At 68.3% G+C, this 25,615-nt stretch carries 30 protein-coding genes; 7 read left to right on the top strand and 23 right to left on the bottom strand.

All coding sequences use genetic code 11. The annotated features are described in order from the left end of the window. The first annotated feature begins 119 nt into the window (after positions 1-119). Together AB0H43_RS03720 and AB0H43_RS03725 are read left to right on the top strand one after the other, a co-directional pair. A complete protein-coding gene (locus AB0H43_RS03720) occupies positions 120-935 on the top strand; it encodes an alpha/beta hydrolase (protein ID WP_359995974.1) in 816 nt (271 codons plus the stop codon). After that, positions 925-1,140: a hypothetical protein gene (locus tag AB0H43_RS03725; protein WP_359995977.1), complete on the top strand. Its 216-nt coding sequence runs from the start codon at positions 925-927 to the stop codon at positions 1,138-1,140. The genes AB0H43_RS03720 and AB0H43_RS03725 overlap by 11 nt, the downstream gene beginning before the upstream one ends. Positions 1,141-2,008: 868 nt before the next feature. Here the strand turns inward: AB0H43_RS03725 and AB0H43_RS03730 are convergent. The 11 genes from AB0H43_RS03730 to AB0H43_RS03780 all read right to left on the bottom strand — a co-directional run bounded on the left by AB0H43_RS03730 (position 2,009) and on the right by AB0H43_RS03780 (position 11,056). Further along, on the bottom strand, positions 2,009-2,632 hold the full coding sequence (locus AB0H43_RS03730; protein WP_359995980.1) for a V-type ATP synthase subunit D: 624 nt from the start codon (positions 2,630-2,632) through the stop codon (positions 2,009-2,011). Continuing rightward, complete coding sequence (locus AB0H43_RS03735; protein ID WP_359995982.1) at positions 2,625-4,007, bottom strand: V-type ATP synthase subunit B; 1,383 nt, start codon at positions 4,005-4,007, stop codon at positions 2,625-2,627. The genes AB0H43_RS03730 and AB0H43_RS03735 overlap by 8 nt, the downstream gene beginning before the upstream one ends. Beyond that, complete coding sequence (locus tag AB0H43_RS03740; RefSeq protein WP_359995985.1) at positions 4,004-5,722, bottom strand: V-type ATP synthase subunit A; 1,719 nt, start codon at positions 5,720-5,722, stop codon at positions 4,004-4,006. The genes AB0H43_RS03735 and AB0H43_RS03740 overlap by 4 nt, the downstream gene beginning before the upstream one ends. Further along, positions 5,719-6,273, bottom strand: a complete 555-nt coding sequence (locus AB0H43_RS03745; protein ID WP_359995988.1) for a hypothetical protein — start codon at positions 6,271-6,273, stop codon at positions 5,719-5,721. Before AB0H43_RS03745 ends, AB0H43_RS03740 begins: the two co-directional genes overlap by 4 nt. Beyond that, on the bottom strand, positions 6,270-6,494 hold the full coding sequence (locus AB0H43_RS03750; protein WP_359995991.1) for a hypothetical protein: 225 nt from the start codon (positions 6,492-6,494) through the stop codon (positions 6,270-6,272). The genes AB0H43_RS03745 and AB0H43_RS03750 overlap by 4 nt, the downstream gene beginning before the upstream one ends. A gap of 1 nt (position 6,495) precedes the next feature. Then, positions 6,496-6,753: an ATPase gene (locus AB0H43_RS03755; protein WP_359995994.1), complete on the bottom strand. Its 258-nt coding sequence runs from the start codon at positions 6,751-6,753 to the stop codon at positions 6,496-6,498. Next, the gene (locus AB0H43_RS03760) at positions 6,750-8,177 is read right to left on the bottom strand and encodes a V-type ATPase 116kDa subunit family protein (protein WP_359995997.1); all 1,428 of its coding nucleotides are present in this window, start codon (positions 8,175-8,177) and stop codon (positions 6,750-6,752) included. Before AB0H43_RS03760 ends, AB0H43_RS03755 begins: the two co-directional genes overlap by 4 nt. Further along, a complete protein-coding gene (locus AB0H43_RS03765; protein WP_359995999.1) occupies positions 8,164-9,087 on the bottom strand; it encodes a hypothetical protein in 924 nt (307 codons plus the stop codon). Before AB0H43_RS03765 ends, AB0H43_RS03760 begins: the two co-directional genes overlap by 14 nt. After that, positions 9,084-9,530 (bottom strand): hypothetical protein, encoded by a 447-nt coding sequence (locus AB0H43_RS03770; RefSeq protein WP_359996001.1) that lies wholly within the window; start codon positions 9,528-9,530, stop codon positions 9,084-9,086. Before AB0H43_RS03770 ends, AB0H43_RS03765 begins: the two co-directional genes overlap by 4 nt. A 318-nt stretch (positions 9,531-9,848) precedes the next feature. Continuing rightward, positions 9,849-10,526 carry a hypothetical protein gene (locus AB0H43_RS03775; protein WP_359996004.1) on the bottom strand — a complete coding sequence of 226 codons (678 nt, stop codon included), beginning with the start codon at positions 10,524-10,526 and terminating at the stop codon, positions 9,849-9,851. A gap of 251 nt (positions 10,527-10,777) precedes the next feature. Next, positions 10,778-11,056 carry a hypothetical protein gene (locus AB0H43_RS03780; RefSeq protein ID WP_359996007.1) on the bottom strand — a complete coding sequence of 93 codons (279 nt, stop codon included), beginning with the start codon at positions 11,054-11,056 and terminating at the stop codon, positions 10,778-10,780. A gap of 318 nt (positions 11,057-11,374) precedes the next feature. On the opposite strand from AB0H43_RS03780, the gene AB0H43_RS03785 reads away from it, so the two are divergent. Beyond that, on the top strand, positions 11,375-11,767 hold the full coding sequence (locus AB0H43_RS03785; protein ID WP_359996010.1) for a cupin domain-containing protein: 393 nt from the start codon (positions 11,375-11,377) through the stop codon (positions 11,765-11,767). A gap of 61 nt (positions 11,768-11,828) precedes the next feature. On the opposite strand, the gene AB0H43_RS03790 is transcribed toward AB0H43_RS03785, so the two are convergent. The 9 genes from AB0H43_RS03790 to AB0H43_RS03830 all read right to left on the bottom strand — a co-directional run bounded on the left by AB0H43_RS03790 (position 11,829) and on the right by AB0H43_RS03830 (position 17,303). Beyond that, positions 11,829-13,379, bottom strand: a complete 1,551-nt coding sequence (locus AB0H43_RS03790) for an FAD-dependent monooxygenase (protein ID WP_359996013.1) — start codon at positions 13,377-13,379, stop codon at positions 11,829-11,831. Next, entirely contained in the window at positions 13,355-13,666 is a 312-nt protein-coding gene (locus tag AB0H43_RS03795; RefSeq protein ID WP_359996015.1) for a hypothetical protein, read from the bottom strand. Before AB0H43_RS03795 ends, AB0H43_RS03790 begins: the two co-directional genes overlap by 25 nt. 342 nt (positions 13,667-14,008) lie before the next feature. After that, on the bottom strand, positions 14,009-14,242 hold the full coding sequence (locus AB0H43_RS03800) for a hypothetical protein (protein WP_359996017.1): 234 nt from the start codon (positions 14,240-14,242) through the stop codon (positions 14,009-14,011). Between the two features lie 375 nt (positions 14,243-14,617). Beyond that, complete coding sequence (locus AB0H43_RS03805; protein WP_359996020.1) at positions 14,618-14,740, bottom strand: hypothetical protein; 123 nt, start codon at positions 14,738-14,740, stop codon at positions 14,618-14,620. A 166-nt stretch (positions 14,741-14,906) separates the two neighbouring features. After that, entirely contained in the window at positions 14,907-15,161 is a 255-nt protein-coding gene (locus AB0H43_RS03810; protein ID WP_359996023.1) for a DUF1876 domain-containing protein, read from the bottom strand. Further along, positions 15,158-15,340, bottom strand: a complete 183-nt coding sequence (locus AB0H43_RS03815) for a hypothetical protein (RefSeq protein WP_359996026.1) — start codon at positions 15,338-15,340, stop codon at positions 15,158-15,160. Before AB0H43_RS03815 ends, AB0H43_RS03810 begins: the two co-directional genes overlap by 4 nt. A gap of 127 nt (positions 15,341-15,467) precedes the next feature. After that, positions 15,468-15,950, bottom strand: coding sequence for a cyclic nucleotide-binding domain-containing protein (locus tag AB0H43_RS03820; RefSeq protein WP_359996029.1), 483 nt, complete (start codon positions 15,948-15,950; stop codon positions 15,468-15,470). 30 nt (positions 15,951-15,980) lie between these two features. Continuing rightward, positions 15,981-16,427 carry a hydrogenase maturation protease gene (locus AB0H43_RS03825; protein ID WP_359996033.1) on the bottom strand — a complete coding sequence of 149 codons (447 nt, stop codon included), beginning with the start codon at positions 16,425-16,427 and terminating at the stop codon, positions 15,981-15,983. Positions 16,428-16,520: 93 nt separating this feature from the next. Then, positions 16,521-17,303: a hypothetical protein gene (locus AB0H43_RS03830; protein ID WP_359996036.1), complete on the bottom strand. Its 783-nt coding sequence runs from the start codon at positions 17,301-17,303 to the stop codon at positions 16,521-16,523. Between the two features lie 289 nt (positions 17,304-17,592). On the opposite strand from AB0H43_RS03830, the gene AB0H43_RS03835 reads away from it, so the two are divergent. Beyond that, entirely contained in the window at positions 17,593-18,018 is a 426-nt protein-coding gene (locus AB0H43_RS03835; protein ID WP_359996039.1) for an SPW repeat protein, read from the top strand. Between the two features lie 37 nt (positions 18,019-18,055). Here AB0H43_RS03835 and AB0H43_RS03840 read toward each other — a convergent pair whose 3' ends face one another. Then, positions 18,056-20,401, bottom strand: a complete 2,346-nt coding sequence (locus AB0H43_RS03840) for a heavy metal translocating P-type ATPase (protein WP_359996042.1) — start codon at positions 20,399-20,401, stop codon at positions 18,056-18,058. A 112-nt stretch (positions 20,402-20,513) separates the two neighbouring features. Between AB0H43_RS03840 and AB0H43_RS03845 the strand changes: the two genes are divergently transcribed. The 3 genes from AB0H43_RS03845 to AB0H43_RS03855 all read left to right on the top strand — a co-directional run bounded on the left by AB0H43_RS03845 (position 20,514) and on the right by AB0H43_RS03855 (position 23,043). Further along, positions 20,514-21,278 carry a response regulator transcription factor gene (locus AB0H43_RS03845; protein ID WP_359996045.1) on the top strand — a complete coding sequence of 255 codons (765 nt, stop codon included), beginning with the start codon at positions 20,514-20,516 and terminating at the stop codon, positions 21,276-21,278. Between the two features lie 206 nt (positions 21,279-21,484). Beyond that, positions 21,485-22,477, top strand: a complete 993-nt coding sequence (locus AB0H43_RS03850) for a HAMP domain-containing sensor histidine kinase (protein WP_359996048.1) — start codon at positions 21,485-21,487, stop codon at positions 22,475-22,477. A gap of 68 nt (positions 22,478-22,545) precedes the next feature. Beyond that, positions 22,546-23,043: a DUF2231 domain-containing protein gene (locus AB0H43_RS03855; protein WP_359996051.1), complete on the top strand. Its 498-nt coding sequence runs from the start codon at positions 22,546-22,548 to the stop codon at positions 23,041-23,043. Positions 23,044-23,055: 12 nt separating this feature from the next. Here the strand turns inward: AB0H43_RS03855 and galT are convergent, their stop codons facing one another. Together galT and AB0H43_RS03865 are read right to left on the bottom strand one after the other, a co-directional pair. Further along, a complete protein-coding gene (gene galT, locus AB0H43_RS03860) occupies positions 23,056-24,060 on the bottom strand; it encodes a galactose-1-phosphate uridylyltransferase (protein ID WP_359996054.1) in 1,005 nt (334 codons plus the stop codon). Beyond that, positions 24,057-25,493: a glycosyltransferase gene (locus AB0H43_RS03865; RefSeq protein ID WP_359996057.1), complete on the bottom strand. Its 1,437-nt coding sequence runs from the start codon at positions 25,491-25,493 to the stop codon at positions 24,057-24,059. The genes galT and AB0H43_RS03865 overlap by 4 nt, the downstream gene beginning before the upstream one ends. Positions 25,494-25,615 lie beyond the last annotated feature (122 nt).

Genomic DNA, 25,615 nt, shown 5'->3' on the forward strand with positions numbered 1-25,615 from the left:
CCTCGTCAGTGTCGGGAGAATCGGCACGTCAGCCACGCAACCCAGCGCGGCGGCCGAGTCGTTGGCGAGTTGTCGTCACCGTCTTGACCAGAGGCTGCTCGGGGCGCTGTGCTCGACTGATGGGCGACCAGCAACCTGTCGAACTCGCGTGGCAGGAGCACGGAGACGGTGTCCCGGTGGTGATGCTGCCGCCGGCGGCCACGCCGGGCGAGGTATGGCGTACCTACCAGGTTCCCGCGCTGGTACGTAACGGGTTCAGGGTGATGACCGTCAATCACCGTGGCACGGCGCCGTCCCCCGTCCCGCCGGGCCCGTATCTGATGAGCCAGCTCGTCGCGGACGTCGTCGCGCTCGTCCAACTCTTGAACTGTGGTCCGGTGCACCTGATCGGGGCGTCGCTGGGCGCGTTCGTCGCCCAGGAGGTGGCGCTCACCCGTCCGGACCTGGTGCGGGCGGCGGTCCTCATGGGCACCCGGGCCCGCACCGACAAGTTCCGCCGCCTGCTGGCGCGTGCCTTGGCTGCCCAGACCCGCAGCACCAGCCCAGCGTCCGAACTCGAATCGCTCATGCACCTCGTGCAGCTGTTCGGGCCCGGCACTCTCACCGACGAGCAGAAGATGTCGGACTGGCTCGAGCTGCAGCGCCGCTTCCCGACCAAGGGCGCCGGGCCGGCCGCTCAGTATGACGCGAGCGTGATCGGTGATCGCCGGGCTGCGCTGGCGGGTCTTACCCGGCCTTGCCTGGTGATGGCATTCTCCGCCGACCTGATCACTCCGCCCGCCGCTGGGCTCGAGGTGCACCAGGCGATCCCCTCGGCAACCTATGTGGAGTTCCCAGGGCTGGGCCACTTCGGCTTCCTCGAGGAACCGGATGCCGTGAATCAGGCGATCATCGACTTCCTGGTCAAGTCGTCCGGCGAATCTCATGGACCGTGACCTGGCGGCACTGCTCCTCAAGGTATCCCGGGAACTCGCCAGTCGTGAGTTGAGCGAGAGCCGTCGCCACGCCTGCATCGCTCTGCTCGACGCTGTTGTCATCCTTGCCAATGCCACGGACGCCGAGACGCTCCGCGAATCCTTTCATTGCGCACGCGCGGCCGCGACCGCCACTCGTTTTGCGCTCCACGACGAATCGCAGTGATCGAGCAGATCCTCGACGATTCGCAATGATTCCGCCCGCCCCCACCACCGAATCCGTGGGCCATCTCCACTTTCGATGAGCGTATGCGTGGAACAGCCTTTCCGCGGAGCCGGGCCGAAGCAATTCCTGCCGCCGAAGAGCCGGGCCACCGTAAAACTCACGGCATGATCCATCACATGCGACAAAATATAGAAATTTCCGACGCCGTATGCCTCTACCAGCGGCTTCCGAGGCAACTTTGCGCTAGATCTTGACATCGTCACGACGGCTCGGATAGAAGTTCTCACATCTACCGTGAGCGGAGTCATTCGACGTGGAGGGGCCGCCGCCCATGCTGTTGGACAATGTTCCCAACGCCACGAAACACAATGCGTATACCGAAAGCAACGTCAGATATTTATATATTACGATGCTGCCGGAACACCTTCGACCTGTTGTCGTCGCATTGCTCAGTGGGGCGACCGACGTGGCTGCCAGTCACCGGTTGAACTGCTCTCCGAGAACCTTCAGCCGTCGAGTCAGCGAACTGCTGGAACTACTCGAAGTCGAGACTCGATTTCAGGCCGGCGTCAAGTTGGCGTTCCAAAGTGTTCACGAACGGTCGCCGCTACTTCTCGGCGGGTTCGATGATCACCGGCAGTTCTTGACCGCTGTCACAAACGCGGCGGAGGCACTTCAGCAGGCTTACCGAGGCCCATTCGAGCGAGGCCCGTTCTAGCGAGCTGGGCGGCGGCGTTCAGACCGAGCCGTGGTGGTTTGCTCGCGACAGCGGCTGCCGCGGAACCGGTGGCCGCCGCCCGCGGCCGCCGGCCGGTCATCCCTGTCGTCGGCGTACCAAGGGCCCATGACGGGACCGGCTCACTCGAGGTCAGTGCGGTGTCTCGTGCCGGCGGGCAGCCCACCGCAGACGGATGCTCTCGTCACGTTCAATCTCCTCCAGCCGCTGGCCCACTATGGTCATCGCCGCGTCCAGACGTCGGATCCAGTGGTCGCGGATCGCGCGAAGTCTCTGCACGGTCGCAGCGACCTCCCCGTCCACGATCGCCGCCGCGGATTGCGTGGCGGCCAGCGCTGCCCCGGCGTTTACGGCCTCTGCGTATGCGGCGGCGGCCACGCCTAGGGCAGACGTTCCTGACGCCCGAGGCGAGTGGTCGGAGAACGGCGGTCGCACAACGGCGGAGCCGGGATATCGCACACCCATGACGGCCTGCCAGCCGAACTCCACGTGAGCCGAATCAGACGGTGACGACAGGCGGATCGCCCGTTCGCCACCGATCAGGGCAGCGCGTGTCAACCAGCGCGTAGCCTCCGCGTACGCCTGGGTCCAATCATGTTCCGTAGCGGTGACCAGGGCGTGCAGTCGCGCCTGTTCGGACCGCAGGACGCGCAGCTTGCGGTCCAGCAGCTCAGCGCCTCGCCGGGCGACCGCCAGACGCTGACGCAGCCAGAGGCGTCCGGCTCGGCCAGGCGGCAATCCGCGCAGCTCAGCCATGATCGCTCCGGTAGTACGCGTCGAGCAACCGATCCGGGATCATGGTCAGCTCTCGTCGTGGCAGCGAGCTGAGGGTCTGCCACGCGCGTTCCAGGGTCTGATCGAGGGTGTGGGCTTCGGTGGGGCGCTGGCTGACGAAGTCGCGTCCGAAACGGTCTTCGAAGTGCAGGTACGCCTGGTCGACCGGGCCGAGCGCGCCGGCTCCGATGAGTTCGGCGAGTTCTCGGGCCTGACGTGCGCGCGCCAGGGCGCCTAGCAGTTGAGCGGCGACGTCCAGGTGGTCGTCGCGGGTCCGGCCGGGTCCGGCTCCACGCCGCATCAGCCGCGAAAGCGATGACAGGGGGTCGACCGGAGGGTAGACGCCTCGCGCGTGGACCTGCGGCGACAGCACTATCTGGCCTTCGGTGATGTAGCCGGTCAAGTCGGGCACCGGATGCGTGATGTCTCCGGCCGGCATCGTCAGCAGGGGCAGGATGGTCACCGAGCCCGGCCTGCCGCGGATACGCCCGCAACGCTCGTAGAGCCCGGCCAGGTCGCTGTACAGGTAGCCGGGGTACGCGTGCCGGGCGGGCACCTCACCGCGCGCGGCCGAGACTTCGCGCACCGCCTCGCAGTAGCTGGTCATGTCAGCTGCGACCACAAGCACATGTCGGCCCTGGGTGAAGGCCAGATGTTCGGCGATGGTCAACGCGAGACGCGGGGTGAGGATGCGTTCGATGACCGGGTCACCAGCGGTGTTGATGAGCAGCGCCAGCTCGCCTGCGGCGCTGCGATCGTCGAGGGCGTCGCGGACGAAGGCGGCGTCCGCGTGGGTGAGACCCATCCCGGCGAAGACGACGCTGAACGGCTCGCCACCGGCGGTCGCTTGCGCCGCGATCTGGGTGGCCAGCTCAAGATGCGGTAGCCCCGCGACGGAGAAGATCGGCAACTTCTGGCCGCGGACTAGAGTAGTCAAACCGTCGATCACCGACACTCCGGTGAGCACAGGCTGGGACGGCGGTTCGCGAAGCACCGGGTTGAGCGGCCAACCGGCGACGGAGGACATCTCTCTGCCGTAAACCGGCGGGCCACCGTCGAGGGGCTCGCCGCGACCGTTGCAGACGCGGCCGAGCCAGCCGTCTCCCACCGGGATACGCAACGGCGCGCCGTCGAACCGTATCGCCACCTTCTCGGCGACGACGTCGGTGGTCCCCTCGAGCACCTGGATCACGGCCAGGTCGCCGTCGACCTCGAGGACGAGGCCGTGCCGCAGCTGCCCGTCACCGGTGTCGATCCGGCAGAACTCGTCCCAGCCGACTCCGTCGACGCCCCGGACCACCATCAACGGTCCCCGGATCTCAGTGATGTCGGTGTAGTCGAGCTGTGTCGTGTTCATGGCCCGCCCTCGTGCAGCCGCCGGCGCATGAGCTCACCCCGGGCGCGTACGCCGTCCGCGTCGTCCGGTCCCGTCTCCTCCCGGGCCCGTAGCACCGGGCCGAAGTCGGCCTGTTCGAGGGTCGCGGCGGCGACACCGGCAGCGACCAGCTCGACGCATTCATCCATGACGGATAATGTCGCGTCGAGCAGGCCGGCCGCTTTGGCCGACGTGCATGTGGCGTCGTTGGCCGACAACGCGCTCTGCTGTAGCACGCCTTCGCGCAGGAGACGACCGCCGAGCAAGGTCATGCGTTCGAGTCCGGGCAGGGATTCCAGGCCCACCAGTTCGGCCAAGGCCGCGATCCGGTCGGCATCGGCCAGCACCGCCGAGGCCCGACCTCGGCGAGCCGCCCAGCCGGGGTCGCCGTTGGCGGCGTACCAGGCTCCGATGGCTTCGGCGTCCCGGCAGTAGGAGCCCGACCAGCTCACCGCCGGATAATGCCTCGCGTATGCCAGGTCCCGATCCAGCGTCCACAGCGAACGGACGAACCGCTGGGTCTGGGCGGTGACCGGTTCGGTCATGTCGCCACCGGGTGGCGAGACAGCGCCGATGACCGTCACCGATCCGGATCGGCCACCGAGTGTGCTGACACGGCCGGCCCGCTCGTAGAACGCCGCCAGCGCGGAGGCCAGCCCGGCCGGGTAACCCTCCTCCGCCGGCAGGTCGCCGCTCCGGGATGCGAATTCCCGCAGCGCCTCGGCCCAGCGGGAGGTCGAGTCGGCGATGACGACGGCGTCGTAGCCCATGTCCCGATAGAACTCGGCCACCGTGACACCGGTGTAGATGCTCGCTTCCCGGGCCATGATCGGCATGTTCGAGGTGTTGGCGATGATGACCGTGCGGTCGGCCAGCCGGCCGCCGGTACGCGGATCGGGCAGATCACGCAGTTCGTCGAGGACGTCGACGAGCTCGTTGCCGCGCTCCCCACAGCCGACGTAGACGATCACGTCGGCGTCGGACCACTTCGCGACTTGTTGCAGCAGCACCGTTTTGCCGGTGCCGAACCCGCCCGGCACGGCGGCCGTGCCGCCCTTGATGAGAGGGAAAAGGAGGTCAAGGACGCGTTGGCCGGTGAGCAACGGATCGGCGGCGGCCAGCCGGGTCGTGCAGGGCCGCGGGCGGCGTACCGGCCACCAGGTTCGCAAGGCGACGTCAACGGTACCGACCTGCGCGATCGGCTCGTCTGCGCGGTAGGCCCCGGCCGGCCGCACCGACACGGCACCCTGCACACCGGGTGGCACCAGCACCCGGTGTTCGATCGGACCGGCAGCAGTGACAACGCCCAGCATGTCCCCGGCATTGGCCTGTCGGGCATCGCCCGCCACGGGAACGAACTGCCAGGTCCGACCGTCGGCGGGTGCGATGGATCCGGGCGCCAGCCAGGCGGGGCCGCCGGCGAGCGGGCGCAGCAAACCGTCGAAGACCCCGCCGAGCAGACCCGGACCGAGCGGTGCCGACAGAGACCGGTTCAGTTGCCGCACCGGGTCACCCGGGCGCACGCCCCCGGTGTACTCGTACGCCTGCACGATCGCGTGCTCTCCGCTGCGCGCGACGACTTCGGCCGGGATGGCGGCGGCCGCGGAGGTGATCTCGACGAGTTCGGCCACCGCTGCGCCGGCAAGGTCATCCACCTCGATGAGCGGGCCGTTGACGCGGCGAACCATGGCCGTCATGCGGATCCCGCCTCTGCGGTCGCAACGGCGTCCTGGTCGGCTGCGGGGTCGAACAGGCGCCAGGCGACCTCGTCGACCGCCCGGTCGGCGAACTGTGCCAACGACAGGTCCAGCCGCCGCCCGTCTGCGGAACTGGTGACACCGCCGGTGTCGGCGTCGACCACCACGGCGTCAGGGCCGAGGACTTGCCGCGCCGCCTCGGCCAACCCGCTACGCAAGCGGGCATACCCCGATTCGAGCCGCAGCGCCGCAACTGCCGCGTAGCTGCGCTCCCGCAGCTGGTCGTACAAGTCACGCTGGACGCCGAGCACCGCGCTACGGGCCTCGCGTCGTGCACGTGCCCGCGCGGCGGCCAGGGCCGCCTCGGCGTCGGCGGCACCTTGTCGGCGGGCCTCAGCCCGAATCTCGTCTGCCTGTCGGCGCGCGTCGGCGAGCACCGTGGCCGACGACATCGCGGCCGCCCGGCGCGTCAGCGCAGCGTCGGCGTCCGCCGCGCTCAGCAACGCCTCGGCCAGCGGACGCAACGCGTCGCCATAAGTATCGGCCGTCATCCCGGCATCACCACCGTCAACGGCACCGACTCGGGCGAGCGGCGCGGCACGACTCGGTCCGCCGCCGCTGTCAGGAACACCAGCGCGACGTCGGCCGGCAAGGAGTGCCAGGCGGCCAGGACCTCATCGGGATCGCCGGCCGGATACGCCAGCGCACCGGCCAGCCCGAATCCCTCGACGGCAACCTGTTCGCCGATCGCGGCGATCCGGCCCGCTGTCATGTCACGCCTTGCCGATCAAGATGATCGCGATGATCAGTCCATAGATCGCGATTCCCTCGGCCAGGCCGACGATGACCATGGCCCGACCGAACAGCTCCGGGCGTTCACTCATCGCCGCCAGCGCCGCCGCGCCGGTGTACGCCACCGCGATCGCGGCGCCGATGCAGGCCCCGGCGACGGCGATGGCGGCTGCCAGCAAAGCCATTCCGCTGACCTCGGCGGCCTGTGCCGCCAGTTGCACACTGAGCATGCCGATCATGACTCCTCCGTTTCGGAGCGTTCGAGCGGAACCTGTTCGAGCGGTATGTGCCATGGCTGGAACGGCCGGCCCTGAGTCTGGAAGACTCGGGAGAACAACTCGTAGTACTCCAGTCGCAGGGCCTGCACGGCGGCGACGAGCGCTTCCAAAGCGAACGCGAACGCGTTGCCGACGACGAAGACGGCGACCGCGGCGACTGCCCCAGCCGGACCGGCGGACCAGAGGCCGGTGGTGGCGTCCCAGACGATCCAGCCCAGCACCGCATGGGTCAGCCCGAACGCGGCGAGCCGGGCGAAGGACACGATGTTCGAACCAAGCCGCAGCACCATGTCGAACACCTCGATCACGGCCTGCAGCACGCCGCCCGCGCCACGGCCTGCGGCCGTCCAGAACCCGACGAACGCCAGTCCGATCGCCAGCAGCGCACTCAGCACCGCCGCAGCGGCCAACCATCCGGACGGGAGGTACCAGGCGGGTACGGCCAGTCCGAGAGCCACGAACAGCAGGGAACCGGCCAACCCGGACGGAGCGTAGAGAGCGACACTCCAGCCGCCTTCGCGGACGCGGTTGATCGTGCCCAGCGCGTACGCCAAGCCGAGCAGCACAACGCCAAGCGCGATTCCGCCCAGCAGCAGGGGCACCGGGTGATCCATGGGCGAGATCCACCACACGGGCACCACACCAGTCGGCCCGAAGAATTCACCGTAGCCAAGCCCGAACAAGGCCGCGCACACGCCGGCCGCTGTGATGAACATCCAATGTGGTCGAAGCTTCGTCACGGCGCGCGGCCATCGCAGACCCCATCGGATCGCCACACCGATCAAGGCCAGCAGCAGGCCGTGCCCGACATCGCCGAACATCGCCCCGAACATGACCACGTACGCCAACCCGGCCAGCAGCGTCGGGTCGACGTCGGCGTACGGGACGGTGGTGTAGGTGGTCACGAGCGGCCCGAACGCTTGCGAGGTCCGGCCTGTGGCGATGGCGGTCGGCGGGTCCGTGCCCCGCGGCAGAGGGAGCTCCACCGCGACGCCGCCGATCTCACCGAGACGCCTGCACAGCGCCGTGACGTCGGCCGTCGGTGTCCAGCCGACGAGACCGGCGACGTGACCACGCACGACGGCCTGCCCCGCGTACTCGGCGAGTTGGGCTTCGCCGGCGAGCAGATCGATCCGGCCCGCCTCGACCAATGCGTTCAGGTCGGGTGCGGCGACCGCCAGCCGTGGTTCCGCGGACCCCGCCGGCAGGCCTCGCAGCAGGCGGGCGGTGGGGTTCGCCGCGGCCTCGCCCGGCCCGGTGAGCCGATCGAACTCCACCACGCCCTCATCCGCCACTCGCGCCAAGACCGCCCGCAGAGCCGGCATCGGGCTCAGGATCGCGACGCGGCTCATCGGTTGCGGCGCCAGCGCCTCACGCCAGGACATCGGCGTCCTCCTGTTCGACGTCGGTCCGTGCTGCGAGCGCCAGCGCGGCACGGACCTGCCAGGCGTCCGCAGCCAGCAGCGCGACGGCCCCGATCGGCCGATCCGGTCCGAACCGGCCACCGGCGATCAGTCTCGAGCCATCGGTGTGCAGGCGTCTCCACCACGCTGCCTCGGCATGCCACAGCTGTTCGGGTCGGTGGACGTCGGTCAGCACCCAACGGGCCCGGGCCGGGAGCCGATCGCATAGGTCGGCGAGGTCCCGCGCGTGGGCCCATTCAGGGCCGAGAAGGGCGTCCACGCCACGGGCCGCGGTCTCGGGCAGCCGCCCGCCGGCATCGTGGACATGCCCGGCGACCAGCAGACCGGTAGCTCCGAGCGCCCATGGAACCGCCTGATCTACCTGGGACACCACCCGCCGAGCCCAGGCCACGCGCATGGTAAGCGAAATGTCACTTGGATCGTCCGACCCCGGGTCGCCCCAAGCTGAGGCGGCCAGGGCCCGGCGCACCTCTGGCCTGGAGCCGGTTTCGGACAAACGTGGCCAGGCTGATCCAAGAACTCCGAGGCGGAACGGCTCCTCGGCGGCCCGGCCCGTCAGCTGGGCGACGTGCTCGTCCACGTTGGCGATCTCGAACCATCCGGCCAGGGCCCGCAGGGAGCGGACGCCCGCGGGGGGCAGCCAGCCCGCGAGTACCCGTAGATTCCACAGCAGCGCGTCGAGGACACCATGCTGAGCGGCGGCCAGGCCGGCGGCGAGTCGGACGTGACGGCCGTATGGCGAGGCCGCCAAAGCCGCCAACGCCTCGGTCAAAGAAGCGCTACGGCCCAACGCACGCGCGGCGGTGACACCCAGACGACGGCGGGCCATCGCTTGCGCGCGGACGCTTCCGGCCACCCACGCGCCGTTCATGGCCGATCCCGCGCGGCCGAATCGGCGAAGTTCCGGGTCCGCGTGACCACGAGGTCCACGAGCGCGGGGAGTCGGCGCGCACCCTGCTCGCGCAGATCGGCGGCCGTCAGCCGGGCTTGCGTCGAGATGCGGTTCACCTCCGCATCGACGGTGGCCAGCGCATCGGCTGCGGCGGCGGCCCGCTCACCTCGCTCTTGCGATCTGGCACGACTCACGATGGCCGCGGCCATGCGGCGTGCCTGGGCGGTGCGGCGGGCGGCATCCTGCTCCGCTCGATCACGCGTCTCAGCGCACCGCTGCTCGACCGCCGTCAGGGCCGCGAACAGCGGCGCGAGCTCCGTCTCGGCGCCGGACAGCCGATCAGCTGGTACGCCGACGGCACCGGCCGGTCCCGGAGCGCCGGCCGGGCGGAACCGGTCGAGGAAATCGCGCATCCTAGGCATGTCCGCGCCACCTGTCCGATTCATCGCGGCGACCGCAGCACTCAGCTGCGCTCGCTGCAAAGGCTGAGCGACGGACGCCTCGTGAAGCATCCGTGTCCATGACTTGACCATCCCGTGGTCACGACCCGGGCGGGCAGAGCGCTCGGACCCGCGAAGAGGGGTCTAAAGTCCCTGCTCAGGCGGTCCATCCGCCGCCAGTCGCCGGGCAACGGCTCGGCCGATGCCGGAGCCCGCGCCGTCACGAGCACGGTCTGGCCGGAGAAACGCTTCTCGTTCATGGTCCTCACCTCGTCCGGGTTCTGCCGCAGCCCGCCGCGGTCACCGGAGGAGAGCGCCGAGCCCACCGCGCAAGCCACGCGCCTGCTCATCGCTCAGAATCCGGATCCGCGCTCCGGTGAGCAGAGCGGCCCGGATGGTCACGTCGACCAGACGGCCGCCGTGCGCGGTCCGCTCGGGATGCACGGGGTCTGGCAGCGAGGCGCACAGTTCGACCGGCCCGAACCACGCGGTTCGCCGATCGTCCGGATCGTCCACGACCAACACCGTGTCTGCACGGCCAACGGCCAGGGCGGCAAGCGTCGGGTGGACTCCCTGGACAGCGACGCTGTGCGGAACGGCGAAGGCATCGAGGGCTAATCTCACTTCTGAATTTGTCGTCGCGGCGTACTCATCCAGAACCTGTTGGATCGACTCATCCGTCTCCTCGCCATCACCGATCTTGCGCACTGTGATCGAGGGATCCAGCCGCCGAAACCGGTTCACTAGGTCGTTTACGTCACCTGCTGTTGCCAGCACGAGGTCGGCGCCACTCGACCGCGCAAGTTCGAGCACTTCCACAGGCTCGGCCTGGTGGCTCACCACGTACGCTGGATGGCGCTGGCGCCAGGCCAGCAGCGGTGCCAGAGGCGGTGGCGCGCCGACGTGGGCATAGTCGTTGGCCACTCCCCCGGGCAGAGATTGACTCAGCAACGTCCGCCCGGCGCGGGCGACCAACACGTGATCGCCTCTTACGCCCGTCTCGGCCGAAGACCTTCCGATTGCGTCGATGTCGGCTCTGGGCGCGCCCTGACGTGCCAGGTGAGTGGAAAGTCTGCGCCAGTGAGACTCCGCGGCGTTATCGGGCACGGTGGCCAGGTAGACACTCGTGAACGTGGCGTCGGCGGGTCTCACAAGTTCTCGCAGCGTTCCCAGGTCAATGGTGGCCCGGTTGATTGGCGTACCGCCGGCTCTCATTGTGGTCAGCCCGACTACGGCTCGTGGCGCAAGGCAAGAGCGGCGAACGCTTCGCGGCGTTCCTGCCAAGCCGCGTCCTCACGCTTGAGGAGGCCCGTGTAGCGCGCTAGGTCTTCATCGGTGGGTGTTCCGGGCAGGCTGGTGATGAATAGTTCGGTCGCGCGGACTGCCGCGGAATAGGCTCTTGCGGCCATCTCGGCGGCGGACTGCCTGATCGGCGACTGCTCCTCCATCCACCCGCGCGCCTGTGGTTGTTGACCTTCTTCTTGATGGACGTCCAGTTTGACAGTCATCGCAGCTCCACTCCTCACCCGTCGTGTAAGCGCATCTGCCTTACTGATCGACCAGCTGTCCGCCGGCCGATCGCGTCCGCCTAGTCACAGTCCACCGCCACCAAGGAATCCGGCCCAGACACGGAGGTCCCGCGGTGCCCGGCCCGGCGGACCTCCTTCTGCTAGGTCAAAGGTCCCTACCTGGGCACCGTCGACACCGGCAGGACCAATGTCCCGCTCCGCGGAGCACCAGCTCCTCTGGCTCGGCGGGCCGTCCTGGACCAGGCTTGACCATGGCACATCCAGCCGAATGCTAGGAGCGGGGAAATGATGATGACAGTGCCGATCCAGGCGGACAAACATGAGGTAACCACGACGCGTTCGGAGCAGATCAGGCGCCGACCCTGGACGTCCGTCGCCGGGTGCCCAGGCGTGTATGTCAAAGAGCTGTCGCGGCGCCATGACCTCGTCGACGTGCTGCTGCGATTCGAACCCGGGGCAAGCACTCCAGGTCGTCCACATATGGGCATCGAGCAACACATCTGGGTTCTCGAAGGTGAGGTTTCCGTCGGCTCGCATCGGCTGTCCGACGGCGCCTACATCGTTGTGCCGCCCGGCGCTGCCCACCCCATCGCCGCGGCCGGTGCCAAGGGTTGTCTCCTGCTGCAGTCGCACATTCCCGTCACGGCCGCTCCGCTCACCGAAGTCGTGTCGACGAGCTGTCAGCAATAGTGGACAAAGCCTGAGCGGCGGCCATCCGGTCGCCGCTCGTCGCTGCATGGGCGCCGACAGGCTACGGCGTCGGCCCAGAGAGGGCACCGGTCAGGCGTAGCCAGCGTTTCACGCTCGGCGAGCTCGTCCGGCCGGCTCGCAATCCGACATAGCCGTCGGGTCGCACGCCGATCAACCCGGCTCCCGGCCGGTCCAGCAACCGGTGGACGCGAATTCGGTCATTTTCCATGAGTCCAGGCTCGGCCGCATCGCGTAAGAGCAGCAGATGGGTGCCGGGCTCGGCGGTCAGTTCGTGCAGCCGCGCCGGTCCGGATGACACCACGACCGGCATGTCCGGCAGCCGTCCCCCGGCACCCACCGGCATCGACGACGGCGGCCGGTCGTCGATGCTCAGCGGACTCCTGGGGTATCCGGTGCGAAGTTGCGCCAGGGTTCGGAACCCTTCGGCCACCAACCGGCGCCATCCAAGCACGCCCGGCAGCAGCGGCGCCCCGAGACGTGCCGCAGCAGTCCTGGCCAGTGACGCCACCGGGTCGGTGCCCGCCTCGGCCCAGAAGACCACGTCCGTCAACGCCATGATCGTGCGGGCCACCGGCCGGCGCTCGACCTCATACGAGTCGAGAAGCGTGTCGCGGGCCGTGCTGCTGCCGGCCAGGGCGAGTTTCCAGCCGAGGTTGATCGCGTCGTGGATGCCGGTATTCATGCCCTGGCCGCCAGCCGGCGAGTGCGTATGTGCCGCGTCACCGGCCAGGAACACCGACCCTCGCCGGTAACACTGGGCTAGCTGGCGTCGCAGCGGAACTACGCTCGACCACGCAACGCCGGCTACCTTCGTAGGGAGGTGCGCCAGGTCCAGGATGCGTTGCACGTCGTCCATACCAATACAGTCGCCGCCTTCACTGGTCGCCTGCCGGGTCGCCAGTATCCGCCATGGTGCGCGCTCTCCGATGGGGAACAGGAACACCAGGCCGTCCCAGCCTGCTGCGACGTGCGCTGCTTCCGGCGTCAGATCGTCGTCGAGCTCGACGTCAGCCAGAACGACTTCCTGCCTGTACGCGCGGCCTGGGGCGGATATGTGCGCCGCCCTGCGGACCGTGCTCGCCGCGCCATCGCATCCGGCCAGGAAGTCCTGCTCCGTACTCCGATATCGTGCTCCGTGCAGATACGCGCGGACACCGCTCTGAGTGGAAGCGGTGAAGCCTGACAGTTCGACGCCCCACTCAACCGAGACGCCGTGCTGTGCGAGTGTTTCGGTGAGCACCGTCTCGACGGCTGCCTGGCGAATCAGCGACAGGTGCGGGTACGCGGTGTCGTCGACCGCGAAGTCGGCCAGGGTCACCGGTACGGTGCGCTGGTTAACGTGTAGCTGCATTCGTGGCGCGGTTATGGCTCGCTCGATCAGCGCGTCCGCCAGGCCGAGCGGGCGCAGCACCTCCAATGTGCGAGAGTGCAGCAGCATGGCGCGCGACGGCCGGGCCGCATTGGCACGCCGGTCGATGAGCCGGACCTGCGCACCCAGGACGGCAGCCTGCAGAGCGAGCGCCAGACCCGTCGGTCCGGCTCCGACTACCAGCAACCGAGGCGTGTTCATCGCATGCTCAACGGCCGCCACCACTGATCCTGCTCCTGGCTCCGCCCGGCGTCGACCCGGCCCGGGTCCATGAGGATCGCGTCGCGACGCAAGCCCGGCAGCACCCGATACTTGATCGAGGCTGTGTCGCTGACCAAGGCGAGCGGCCACCACAAGGCCCGGACGTACGCCCGAGCCGTTTCGGGACCGTCCCAGTCGTAGCACCCTCGGTAGACGCCATGCTCGTCTGCGGCGAGCCACAACTTGGACACGAACCCGGGAAAGCCGACGAACAACGGGGTGTTCAGCATGCTTTCGGCCTGAAACACTCGGTGTCCACGGCCTCGGACACGCCGCAGCCGGAATTGGACGATCAGTACACACGGCTCGTGCGGAGCGGGACGGTCAAGCACCGTCTCCCGATAGATCCGCGAGGTGGATCCGTCCGCGAACCGCACCCAGGCGCCGACCCGAGCCCGAGGCAGATGCACGCGCCGGCGGGCTAGAAGCACTACGGTACGCCCGGCGCATTCCGCCAACCTCGCCAAAGCAGTCGGCAGACGGTAGTGCTCCGCCTGCCCTTCGTGATGGACGATCGTCATCTCACGACCTCCCGTCGACGGCCGCGGCTCATCGCGAAATCGGTGACAGCGGGTCGGCCCACGCCTTCGTCAGGAGGTCTGGTCGAGGTCTATGACCACGATCGGGTCGTCCCGCACCTCCAGGTCGGGGAACCGGCTGCTGTAGATGCCGGCCGCCTCCGGCCGCTGTGGTGATCCGGCGAGCACGAGACGTCCGACACCGGTGCGCCCGCTCCCGCGCAGGAGGACCTGAACCCGGCGCGGCGACGTGAAGTTGCGCCACCACCGCTTGCCGTCCGGCCCGCCGACCAACACGACGAGCATATCGTCACGCTGGGCATACATGACGGGTAAAACCACTTCGATGCCGCTGCGCCGTGCCCGGAACCGAAGCTCGCACACCTGCCGTTCGGCGAGTCGCTCGAGCAGCGGCGTGTGCAGTACCCACAAGGTGAAGGCGTTCCACGCCTTCCACCGCCTCCGGGCTGGATGCCGGGTTCCCAAGACAGCCATTCGCGTCGCCTCCGCCCTCCGCGCAGAACTTCTGGTCTGCGTTCACCCTGATCGCCTTCGACGCTCGACAGTCGTTTCACTTCGCACGAAGGTGATCCCGAACCGGCCCGGTCCAGGGCAACAGCGTCAGGCTCAATCCGGTCAATCCGTAGACGACCTGCAACCAGGACAGGCTCGGCAGATAGATCAGTTCGATCGTGCGAACGTGTCGACGAGGGGAAGGTCCACGAGCCACGACTGCGGCAGGTACCTGCCTCCGTCGACGTCGAGCAGCATCTCGACGCCGCCGGCGACCGCGCTGACTCCCAAGAAGATCAGTAAAGTGACAACACTTCGTATGGCGAAGACCGAGGCTGCGCGTTGCGTTTCGGTTGCTGGTGACGACCGGTGGAAGCCGGTGGCAACGGGCGACATCTCGTCACCTCCACGGTGCGTACTCATCCGATGCTGATCGGGCCGATCCGCCGGCGAGCGGTCAACCCGCCACCTGCTCCATGTCACCAGCGGCTGCCGTGAGCAACTGGTGCGACAGGTCGGCCAGCGCCCGCGCGACGGCGAGCTCCTCACCGATCTCCGGCACCTCGGTGTCGCCCGGCCGCCGCATGGCCACGCCTTCGCCCCTCAGATTCGTGCGATCACGGGTGTGCAGGCGCGCCTCGGCATGAGTGAGCCGCTCATCCTCGTGCTCGTCGATGAAGACCTCGACGGTCCAGGTACGTGCGACAGTCATCGCTTGCCCTCCTCGGTCGCCAGGTCTCGCTGCTCGCGAGACTCCTCGATGTGTTCGCGGTACGCGACGCCGCCGAGGTATCGCAGTAGCTCCTCTTCGCGCTCGCCCGGAGGCCGCACGCGATCGGCGGATTCTCGCAGTGCCTGCCGGCCGGCGTCGTGAACTTCTTTCTCGCTCATATCTCCAGCGTGCGAGCCCGGTTTCAGCCGGCCCAGTGCCGACCGCCTACGACACGAGGGACCTTCGGCCCGATCGCCGTGCCGACGTGACCTCTCCGGTACCAGGAGGGAACACGAGCACCGCGAATCACGGCGAGGCCGTCAGCCACTCAGGCGGGGCATCAACGTCGAACAGGCGGAGCCTGGTCTGCTGCAGCCGGTCCACGACAACGCGCATGAAGCGGCGAGTCAGCTCGAAGCCCAACACCGGATCCTCTTCGCACATCCGGCGAACACCTGGCCCGTCGACGACCACGGCGTGCACAAGTTCGACGGCGGTCGCGGTGAAATGCCACCGGAAGGGCGGGTACAGCCACGACCAGCCGAGAACGGTGCCCGGCCCCAAGGTCTCGACCGTGACGTCGCCACGACCGGGCAGGTGTGTCTCCAGTCGGACGTGGCCGTCGGTCAGCAGCCAGAACCGGTCAGCCCGGCTGCCCTCCTCGAAAACGCGGGTGTCTGCGTGCAAGATCGACCCGTGCCCCCAAGCGGACAGCCGCCGGAGATGCTCGTCGGTCATCCCGGTGAGAAACGGATGCGCCTTAAGCATGTCGAACGTCGTGGTGATCACAGTTGCCTCCGGGATTAGTGGCAGGTCTGGTCAGTGGCGCACCCAACGCTGGGTGACTAGTAGGTCGGCGATCTCGCTGATCACTTCGCCTGCGGCCAGCCTCACCTGCGCCGAAAGGCCTTCCCCGGGTGATCCGTCGCGGATCTGGATGCGAAAGACGAGCAGTCTTTGCGGCATCCGGTCGAGGGATCGGGCCAATGCCATCGCATCGCCGATTGGCGATCCGCGGCCGGTCAGAGCCGAGTCGTGCGGTCCGATCCGCTCGATGTGGCCGGGCGTTTCGCCCGTGTCGCCGGCGGTGACGATGATCGCCAGTGGAATGTCGGCCCAGAGGTCGACCAACGCTGTGGCCTCGCCGTGGCTTTCCGCGAAGTCGATCCCCTGGGTGTGCAGGGTCCGCAGCTCACGCACCGCCGTGAGGCCGACTGCGTAGTCGCGCCGGTGCTCGTCACCGATCCCGATCACCAGAGTGTTCATGACGTCCCCTTGATCGCATTGAACGGGCCAGCCGTTGGCCCGCCAGGATGGTCACTGACCATGGCATCGCACCATGGGACCGCCGCGCAGAGGCTAAGGTCCCGCGGCCTCAGGGCCGGACGCCCTTCGAGACCCCGCCGGGATGGCCGTGTCGCCCCGGGACCGCTTGGCGTGCCCCCACAGCGCCCGCGCCACCAGCACATACCAGATCTCCAGGAAGAGGACGGAGAAGACGGCGACGAACACGCCGATACCCGGCAGGTACAAGCCGAGCCCCACGGCATTGGCCGCGATCGCCATCCACGCCGTCACTTTGCTGAACGCCGCACTCCGAAGCATGGCGATGCCGATCACAATCCCCGCCAAGGATCCGAGCAAGTACCCCACATGAAAGGCGGTGCCTTGCCAAGCGGCCAAGGCAGCCTCGCCAGCTGCCACCGCGCTGGCTTTGGCCTCTGCGGACGTCGCGGTCGCAAAGTCGTCGCTCAGCGTGCTCATCTGAATCGCCGGGTTCATCGTCGCGTACATGACGACGCCCAGCAGACCTGCGGCGGTCGCGACGAGCATCATCGAAGCACTGGCCCGGCGCAGGATGAGGAACAGCGCGAGCAGGATCGGCACGAGCAGGATGTTGTCCACGACGAGTAGCAGATCCAGATCGATCAGTCCCGCGAGCCGATTGTCCTGCAGCAGCGCGAACCAGTCGGCCGCGCCGCCGTCGAGGGGCGGCGGCCAGGCGACGAAGACCGCGATCTGGATCGGAAGAAGAACCGCCGACGCCAAAGCCGCGATCGCCGCAATGCTGAACAGACCCGACCATGCAGGCCTGGCCGGTGCGGACAGTTCGACGCGTCGCGGTGTGGAAATCGTGATCATGGACCACCTCCAGCGCGAGGGCCTCACCTCGAGCCCAGCACCTTCGACGTCGTGGAGGTAGGGACCAAGGCCCCGATCATGGCAGGATCCGGCTTTGCCGCGGCCGGGACCAGACCGCGCCGATCTGCTTGCGCCCGATCCGCAGGTTGACCTCAGGCACGTCTTCCGGCGGTACTAGCCTGAAAGTGAGACAGCCCGCCAGCGCATCACCGGATCAACGGTGACCGGCGGTGCGCCGGTGTGATCGCCGCATATTGCACTCCGTCACGTTCTTCTGGAGGTGACAACCATGGCTTCCACGGTCAGCATCGAGCGGCATCCCGACATTGTGGCGTTGCGCCAGAAATACGAACAGGTCAACGAAACCTGGGCCGCCCACGTCGTCACCGGCCTCGTCCTGTTATCGGGGCTGTACCTGGCGATTTCACCCTGGGTGGTCGGCTTCCAGTCGCTGACGCCTCTCGCCATCAGCAACATCGCCACCGGCACCGTGCTCGTCGCCCTGGCCTGCGGGCTGACCGCGTCGTATGAGCGCTGGCACGGCGTCACCTGGGTGATTCCCGTGCTCGGTGTGTGGGCCTTCGTATCACCCTGGGTGATCCGCGGGACCGTCAACACGACGCCGGCAGTGGCGAACAACGTCTCCGTCGGTGCCGTCACCGCCGTGCTCGGCGCCGCCACCCTGTACATGAGCATGCGGAGGATGCGGCGTTAAAGCGTCGTCCGCATGTGGCCTCGGGTCGGCTGCACACTCAGCCGGCCCGGCGGGCCGCTTCGGTGGGCATGAGACTGAATGCGCTTTCCTCCTCCTGAGCGTTGTGCAGGTGCAAGATCGCGTACAGGCCGTAAAGACTCGCGCGTAGATCGGTGAGTTCATCCGGCTCCGGGTGTTCGCCGAGGTCGTCACAGGCTCGCCGCAGCCGCCGTACCTGGTGTTCGATTTCGGCGTGGGTGCGGCTGAGCGCTCCCGTCGGATCTGGACCCAGCGCGCGGTCAAGGATGGGCAGCAATTGCTGTTCCTCGGCCAGTTCGTGCGGCAGCAGATCGGAATCGAGCTGATCTACCAGACGTCGTGCGGACGCCAGGTCCGGCGGCACCGCTCCCAGTCCGTCGGCGACGACACGGATCTGTTCGACGAGTGGGCGTATGGCGTCGTGCTGTGCGTGGAGTCGTGTCGCGACGGCCAGGTCGGCCTGCGGCAACCGCACGGTGTGGGTACGCGTGGGCAGCAACGCGGTCAGGGCGATCCCGATCGCAGCGACGTCGATGATCTCCTGCAGAATGGCGCCGGCGGTCGGTGACAGCCGACCGGCTGCTGCCGGGATCATCGCGGCGAAAGACAGCCCCATACCGATTCCCGCGGCCAGGCGAGCGATGCGGTGACTGTGCCGGGCGACCATGATGGCGTCGGCGAGCCCGTCGATCCGGTCAGCCGTGAGCACGACGTCGGCTGCCTCGGCCGACGCGGTGGCTCCCCGAGCAGCCAGGGCGACTCCGACTCCGGCGGCGGCGAGAGCCGGGGCGTCGTTGACGCCATCGCCGACCATGATCGTGGGAGCTTCTTGCTGCTCCCTCTGAACGATGGCCAGCTTCTCAGCGGGGTCCCGATCGGCGTAGACGGCGTCGGCGCCGACGATGCGGCCGACGCTTTCGGCGATGTCCGCGCGATCACCGGTGACCAGCACCATCCGTCGAATCCCGGATTGACGCAGGGTACGCATCATCCGTGGCGCGTCCGGACGGAGCGGATCAGTCAACAACAGCACTCCAGCCGGCTGGCCGTCCACCGCTAGGAACACAGTCAGCGAGCCATCAAGGGCGGCACGACGACGAGCTCGGCGTACCCAACCCTGGACGGGCCCGTCCAGGGTCCAGGCGGCCTTACCCAGCCGTACCACACGGCCGCCGACGGTGCCCTCGACGCCGTAGCCGTGGCGTTCTCGCACATCTGTCGCCGGTGTGAGGCTGAGGCCGCGGTCGCGGGCCGCCTTCACGATGGTCGCCGCGAGCACATGCGCGGAGGCTTGATCGAGGCTGGCGGCCAGACGGAGCAGCTCGTCGGCGGGCTCGGGGCCGGCAGTGATGATGGCGGTCAGCGCGGGTCGGCCACGAGTAAGGGTGCCGGTCTTGTCGAACAGGAGGACGCGACCGGCGGCGAGCCGTTCGAGCGGGGAACCGCCTTTGAGAATCACACCATGCCGGGCCGCCCGGGACAGTCCGGACATGATCGCGATGGGCGCCGCGAGCAACAGCGGACACGGGGTTGCAACCACCAGGACGGCAACTGCGCGTACCGGGTCGCCGGTGATCGCCCACGCAATCCCGGCCACAGCGAGGGTCAGCGGCACGAACCCCACGGCGAACCGGTCGGCCAGCCGCACGAACGGTGCGGTCGCCGACTGCGCCTGCTCGACTAGGCGAACCACCCCGGCATAGGTCGACTCGGCGGCGCGCTGTGTCGCGACCATCGTCACGGCGGACCCGGCGTTGACGACACCGCTACGGACGTCGTCGCCTGCCGGGCGGTCGACCGGGTTGGCTTCCCCGGACAGAGCCGACTCGTCGAACACGCCCGCGTCGGTCAGCCGACCGTCGACCGGCACGATCTCCCCCGCACCCACCAGCAGCCGATCGCCGATCGCCACCCGGTCCACCGGCACCTCCTCGATGCCGTGCGGGTTTTGCCTGCGCGCCACCCGCGGTGCCCGCGCCGCCAGCGTGCTCAGCTCCCGCCGGGCACGAACCGACGCTCGGGCCTCCAGGACGCCGCCGGTGAACAGCATGACCGCGATGACCGCGCCTGCGACCGGCTCGCCGACCAGCAGCGCACCGACGAGTGCCAACCAGGCGATGACATCCACCGACGGCTGCCGACGGCGCACCGCCAGGCCGATCGTCACCGTCGAATACGCCAACCCGATCCCGGCCGAGCTGGTCCACAGAATGGTGGCCAATGCGTTCGCATCCGCGGATGCCGCCAGGACGCCGCCGAGCAGCAACAGCGTCGACAGGCTGAACAGGATGCTGTCGCGTGCCGCCCAGATGCGTGCAGACGGTCCTGGCCGCGACGAAGACGCCCTTTTCACGGTGTCAGGCATTCCGGGCCACCTTCCTCAGCGAGACGCCACCGTCAACGCTGCGGGTGCTGCTCAGGGTTCGCCCAGTGCCAAAGGTCCTCGGCCAGCCCTACGCCTTCCAATTCTCACGGGCTTGCAGCGGCCACAGGGAGTAATCGGGACGATTATCGGATCAAGCCCCGCCCGCACCCGACCATCAGCGCTCGCCGGGCATCATGGTGTCGTGAACTCCGAGCCGGCGCCCGCCATCCTGGTCATCGAGGACGACGCGCGCCTGGCTTCGATGCTCGATGAACTGCTCACCGACGAGGGCTACGCTGTCGAGGTCGCCGTCGACGGCCAACGCGGGCTCCATCTCGGGCTGACTCGCACCTATCAGGTCGTGATCTTGGATCGCGGCCTACCCGCCTTGGACGGTCTGGACCTTCTCGCTCGGCTCCGCCGCACTGGCGTGACCTGTCCAGTGTTGGTGCTGTCTGCACTGGGAAACCCCGCCGACCGGGTGGAAGGCCTCGACGCCGGAGCGGAGGACTACCTCGCCAAGCCGTTCGACATCGATGAACTGCTGGCCCGGCTACGCGCCTTGCGACGCAGGCATCTCGATCGGGCGCGCATCGTGCCGATCGGGAGCCGGCGCCTGAATCTGGACACGCGTGAGGTGTCGGCGGTGCCGCCGGATGCGCCGGTCCGATTGTCGGATCGGGAAAGCTCGTTGCTGGCGTATCTGGCGACGCGGCCGGCGCGGGTCTTCAGCCGAGCGGAGCTACGGGCGGCCGTCTTCATCGACGCCGGCAGCGACGTCGCGGTCGACACCTACGTGCACTATCTCAGACGCAAGCTGGGTCCTGACGTCATCGCAACGGTCCGCGGACGCGGCTATCGACTTGGACACGCGTGAGCGCTCGCGAGCGGACCCTGCTTCGGCGCACCGCCGTCCGGCTGGGCATACAAGCCGCCGGCACGGTCGCCGTGATCATCGCGTTGGTGGCCGCCGTCGCGACCCTGGTTGTCGTACGAGCGCAGCACACCGCCGCCGACCAGCTGCTGACCACCACGCTGACTCGGGCCGAGGACGTCACCGATCCACCGCCGGGCGTCTGGGTGGTGATCGACGGACCCGATCAGCAGGTGGCGACGCCAGGGCTCCCCGCCGGTCTTCCGGATGCCAGCGCCCAGGCCGCAGTCGCCGCGGGCGGCCGTCGCTTCGACGACCTGCACGTCGGCGATGTCGAATACCGGGTGCTCACCGTGAACGACGGCGTCGCGGTCCGGCAAGCCGCGCTCGATTTGAGTACCGATCACACTGAGCGGCGTACGCTCCTCGACGCTCTGGCGCTGTGCGGAGTGCTTGCCCTGATCCTGGCCGCCGCGGGTGGCGCGTGGCTTGGCCACCGGGCCGTGCAGCCGCTGGCTGCCGCCGCCGCGCTGCAACGCAGGTTCGTGGCCGATGCCAGCCATGAGCTACGCACGCCGCTGACGCTGCTGCACACGCGGGCACAGATGTTGCGACGACGGTCGAACCTCGCTCCGGAGCTAGACCCACGCACCCAGGCGGACCTCGACGGCTTGGTCCAGGACACTGGCCGGCTCAATGACATCCTCGACGATTTGTTGATCGCCGCGGATCCTCGAGGTGACACGCCGATGCGGCCGATGGATGTCCGGGAACTGATCGTGCAGGCGTGCGAGGCAGGACAGGAAGGCGCCCGCCACGCAGGCGTCGTCATCGAGCGCCACATCCCCGCCCGCGCCGTCCAGGTCGACGGCACACCGGGGGGCCTGCATCGCGCGCTGACCGCGCTCATCGACAACGCGATCCGTCATGCGCGCAGCCGTGTCCTGATCACCGTCGGCGTCGGCGGACGGGACGCGATCATCGAAGTGACCGACGACGGGCCCGGGATCGACCCGCAAATGACCGACCGGATCTTCGACCGGTTCGCGTCGACCGGCGGGACGTCAAGACGCCGCTACGGGCTCGGGCTGGCGCTCGTGGCCGACATCGCCGACCGCCACGGCGGCTCCGTCACCGCGGTGAGCACCGCCAGCGGCGCGACCCTCAGCTTGCGGCTGCCACTGACGAAGACCGTCGGCTGAGCCGGTTTCCAAGAAAGCTCCAAAACGGCGCTGCCAGGATCGGCGGGACCAAGATTGGAGGGTCCGCCATGCCTGAGACCATCAACGGGTTGCCGCTGCACCCGCTTGTCGTGCACGCGGTCGTCGTGCTGCTGCCACTGGCGGCGCTAGGTGTCATCGCCTTGGCCGCCCGGCCCGCGTGGCGCCGCAGGTACGCCGGCCTGACGACGCTCGTCGCACTGGCGGCCACCCTCAGCATTCCGCTGGCCACCGAAAGCGGCGAACACCTGGAACGCCGGGTAGGTGATCCCGGCGCGCACGCCGAACTGGGCGACACCTTGATCTGGTTCGCCGTTCCGCTGCTGGCGCTCGCCGCCGCCTTGTACTGGACGAGCCGCCGCACGCCCGCCGCCGCCCACGATGCCGACGGGTCGCGACCGGCAAGGCGCAAGGTGGGGGCTCTGGCGCTCTCACTTGTAGCCATCGTCGTGGCGATCGCCAACCTGGCGCAGGTTTACCGGATCGGCGACTCCGGAGCCAAAGCCGTATGGCACGACACGCCGGCTGCGGCGACCCGCGAGCGATGACCGCGGCCCGCGTCACACTCCGGCGGCGATCTGGCGTCCCACTGCCGCTCGCAGCGCGGCAGCCGCACGTTCGGGCACCACGCTGTTGATCGCCATACCGGTGCCGAGCTCGAAACCGGCCGCGATGCCCAGCCGCGGCACGATTTGAAGGTGCCAACTGAAGTAGTCGTTGTTCTCATCGCTGAGGGGCGAACTGTGGACGACGAGGTTGTAGGGCGGATCATGGAGCACCTCTCGTAGTCCGCCCAGAACGACACGGGTCATCCCCGCGAGCTGGTCCAGCACCGAATCGTCGATGTGCCCGAACGATGCCTGTGGGTGCCGCGGCACGATCCAGGTCTCGAAGGGCACGATCGACGCGTACGGTTGAAAGGCGACCAGATCCGAGCGTGTCGACACGATCCGGCGGCCGTCACGCAGCTCGTTTCCGAGCACATCGGCGTAGAGGTTCACGTGTGTGCGGTCGAAATGCCGTCGCGCGTGTTCCAGTCGCTGTTGGGCCTGCGGCGGGACGAACGGCGTGCTCACAATCTGCGAGTGCGGATGGTCGAGCGACGTGCCGGAGGCGCTGCCATGGTTTCGAAAGATGACGATCAGGGCGGTGCCGCTGCTTGCCGCGAGTGCGCGGTATCGCTGACGGTAGGCCGCCAACACGGCGGTTACCTGGGCGACCGCCACGGTGGCCAAGTCGGCGTTGTGGCACGGCGACTCGATGATCACTTCGTGATGCCCGTACGCCGCCATCGCGACGAACCCTTCGGCTCCTCGTGTGGGAGCGTCGATGGGCGTGAGCGCGGCGAACTTGTTGGGGACCACACGGATACGCCAGGCGCCGTCCGCACCCGTCAGGCGCCATAGCTCTGGAGGTGTCTGGAACTCGTTACCCGGGCAGAACGGGCAGGGCTCCGCCCTACGCGTCCGGTCCGGCGCTGCCGGCACTGCGTGAGGCCGCGCCCCACGGTCGGGGGCCATGATGACCCAGTCTCCCGTGATGGGGTCCTGGCGCAGCTCGTTCACGCGGGATCTGCCGTCCGCAGCGGAGTCCCGCCGACGCTGGCATACCGTTCGGGACGGCTCAGGAATCGTGATTGGCACGCCACGGAGCAGAATGCGACCCGCAGTCCGTCGATCTCGGTGGTGGGTGCTGTCTGGTCCGGGCCGAGCGCCATGCCGCAGACGGGATCGCGCCGCACACGAGACACGGCGGCGCTGCCGGGTTGGCCGAGGCCGCAGAGCAGCGACAACTCATTGAGTAGCAGCCGAGGCAGCAGAAAGTGTGCGCCGACTCGCTGACGGCCGCGGCTGCCCAGCTGGGCGGCTCGGACAGGGTCCCGCAGCAGGGCGGAGATTTCTTGGGCGCACTCCTGCACCGAGTCCACGAGCAGACAATCAAGGTCGTCGGCCAGTTGCAGCGGGATGCCGCCGGCGCGCCCTGCAACGGTGGGCGTGGCCTTCCACAGCGCCTCGGACACGACCAGGCCGAACCCCTCTCTAATCGACTTCTGCACCACGACGTCGGACATCCGTTGGAAGGCGTTGACTTCGATGTTGCCCACGCCGGTCAGATTCGTGAACAAGTGGATCATGGGATCGTCCTGGCTGGCCCGCTGAATGTCCCGGTAGATCTGCCAGCCTTGCGGATCGTCCAACGCCATGGAACCGACCAGGGCCAGTTGCAGACCTGGGAACTCGTCTCGGACCAGCCGGTAGGCGGCGATCACCCCGAGGGGGTCCTTCCACGGGTCGAAGCGCGAGATCTGGGTGATCAGCGGCAGGTCGACGTCGATGCCGATCCAGTCCAGCACCTGGCGCGCCGCGTCGGGGTCCAGCGGCATGTTCTTCGGCGACAAGGGATCGATTGCAGGTGGAATGACATCGACACGGCGGATGGGAAGTGTCGGCGGCACGAATTCGTCCATGGTGAACACCGCGGCGTCGTAGTCGCCGAGCATGTCCCGCAGAAACCGCCATACGTGCGGATTGGGCTCGGAAGTGTCGATGTGGCACCGCCACACCCAGAGCGAGTCCCCCTTGCCATGCGCGGACAAAATCCCGGCAGGCTGAGGATCGTGCACGATGACGAAGTCGTACTCCTCTTCGAGCAACCCCGCATTGCGTTCGGCGCTTGCCTCGTAAATCCGCTGATCGCGAATGGTCAACCCATCGTCAGCGCCCTGCAACGCGTTGTGCATCTTCTTCGTCACTTGAAAGAAGTCGTCGTCGCCGCTGATGATCTTCCAGTCGCAGACGAGACCCAGATCGTTGAGCAGGGGCACCTCGGAGCGCAGCAGCTCCGAAACGCCCCCGCCGTACGGGGTCGCGTTCAGGTGCACGACCCGGGCACCACGGAGATCGCGTGCCACCAGCCGCAGCTCGTCGAGGACCCCGTCGGAGACCAGCCCCCGATAGGCTTCGATCGACCGCTGGCCGACGTCCACCGTCTGCAGCATGCCTCACCTCCGGAACCAGCCAGACGTGGCACGCACGCGGTGGGCGCGCCAATCGCAAGCCCACCATCCTCGCAAGCGCGGGTCAGCGGCACCGGCCTAAGTCAGCATCAATCGGGTCCAAC

Origin of the sequence: Hamadaea sp. NPDC050747 (assembly GCF_040654195.1) — a bacterium.
Lineage (GTDB): Bacteria > Actinomycetota > Actinomycetes > Mycobacteriales > Micromonosporaceae > Hamadaea.

What these genes read in the sequence shown, in the direction of transcription:
- AB0H43_RS03720 (WP_359995974.1), top strand. Translation starts at nt 120, where the DNA reads ATGGGCGACCAGCAACCTGTCGAACTCGCGTGGCAGGAGCACGGAGAC.
- AB0H43_RS03725 (WP_359995977.1), top strand. Translation starts at nt 925, where the DNA reads ATGGACCGTGACCTGGCGGCACTGCTCCTCAAGGTATCCCGGGAACTC.
- AB0H43_RS03730 (WP_359995980.1), bottom strand. Translation starts at nt 2,632, where the DNA reads ATGGCTGAGCTGCGCGGATTGCCGCCTGGCCGAGCCGGACGCCTCTGG.
- AB0H43_RS03735 (WP_359995982.1), bottom strand. Translation starts at nt 4,007, where the DNA reads ATGAACACGACACAGCTCGACTACACCGACATCACTGAGATCCGGGGA.
- AB0H43_RS03740 (WP_359995985.1), bottom strand. Translation starts at nt 5,722, where the DNA reads ATGACGGCCATGGTTCGCCGCGTCAACGGCCCGCTCATCGAGGTGGAT.
- AB0H43_RS03745 (WP_359995988.1), bottom strand. Translation starts at nt 6,273, where the DNA reads ATGACGGCCGATACTTATGGCGACGCGTTGCGTCCGCTGGCCGAGGCG.
- AB0H43_RS03750 (WP_359995991.1), bottom strand. Translation starts at nt 6,494, where the DNA reads ATGACAGCGGGCCGGATCGCCGCGATCGGCGAACAGGTTGCCGTCGAG.
- AB0H43_RS03755 (WP_359995994.1), bottom strand. Translation starts at nt 6,753, where the DNA reads ATGATCGGCATGCTCAGTGTGCAACTGGCGGCACAGGCCGCCGAGGTC.
- AB0H43_RS03760 (WP_359995997.1), bottom strand. Translation starts at nt 8,177, where the DNA reads ATGTCCTGGCGTGAGGCGCTGGCGCCGCAACCGATGAGCCGCGTCGCG.
- AB0H43_RS03765 (WP_359995999.1), bottom strand. Translation starts at nt 9,087, where the DNA reads ATGAACGGCGCGTGGGTGGCCGGAAGCGTCCGCGCGCAAGCGATGGCC.
- AB0H43_RS03770 (WP_359996001.1), bottom strand. Translation starts at nt 9,530, where the DNA reads ATGCCTAGGATGCGCGATTTCCTCGACCGGTTCCGCCCGGCCGGCGCT.
- AB0H43_RS03780 (WP_359996007.1), bottom strand. Translation starts at nt 11,056, where the DNA reads ATGACTGTCAAACTGGACGTCCATCAAGAAGAAGGTCAACAACCACAG.
- AB0H43_RS03800 (WP_359996017.1), bottom strand. Translation starts at nt 14,242, where the DNA reads ATGCTCGTCGTGTTGGTCGGCGGGCCGGACGGCAAGCGGTGGTGGCGC.
- AB0H43_RS03810 (WP_359996023.1), bottom strand. Translation starts at nt 15,161, where the DNA reads ATGACTGTCGCACGTACCTGGACCGTCGAGGTCTTCATCGACGAGCAC.
- AB0H43_RS03815 (WP_359996026.1), bottom strand. Translation starts at nt 15,340, where the DNA reads ATGAGCGAGAAAGAAGTTCACGACGCCGGCCGGCAGGCACTGCGAGAA.
- AB0H43_RS03825 (WP_359996033.1), bottom strand. Translation starts at nt 16,427, where the DNA reads ATGAACACTCTGGTGATCGGGATCGGTGACGAGCACCGGCGCGACTAC.
- AB0H43_RS03830 (WP_359996036.1), bottom strand. Translation starts at nt 17,303, where the DNA reads ATGATCACGATTTCCACACCGCGACGCGTCGAACTGTCCGCACCGGCC.
- AB0H43_RS03835 (WP_359996039.1), top strand. Translation starts at nt 17,593, where the DNA reads ATGGCTTCCACGGTCAGCATCGAGCGGCATCCCGACATTGTGGCGTTG.
- AB0H43_RS03840 (WP_359996042.1), bottom strand. Translation starts at nt 20,401, where the DNA reads ATGCCTGACACCGTGAAAAGGGCGTCTTCGTCGCGGCCAGGACCGTCT.
- AB0H43_RS03855 (WP_359996051.1), top strand. Translation starts at nt 22,546, where the DNA reads ATGCCTGAGACCATCAACGGGTTGCCGCTGCACCCGCTTGTCGTGCAC.
- AB0H43_RS03865 (WP_359996057.1), bottom strand. Translation starts at nt 25,493, where the DNA reads ATGCTGCAGACGGTGGACGTCGGCCAGCGGTCGATCGAAGCCTATCGG.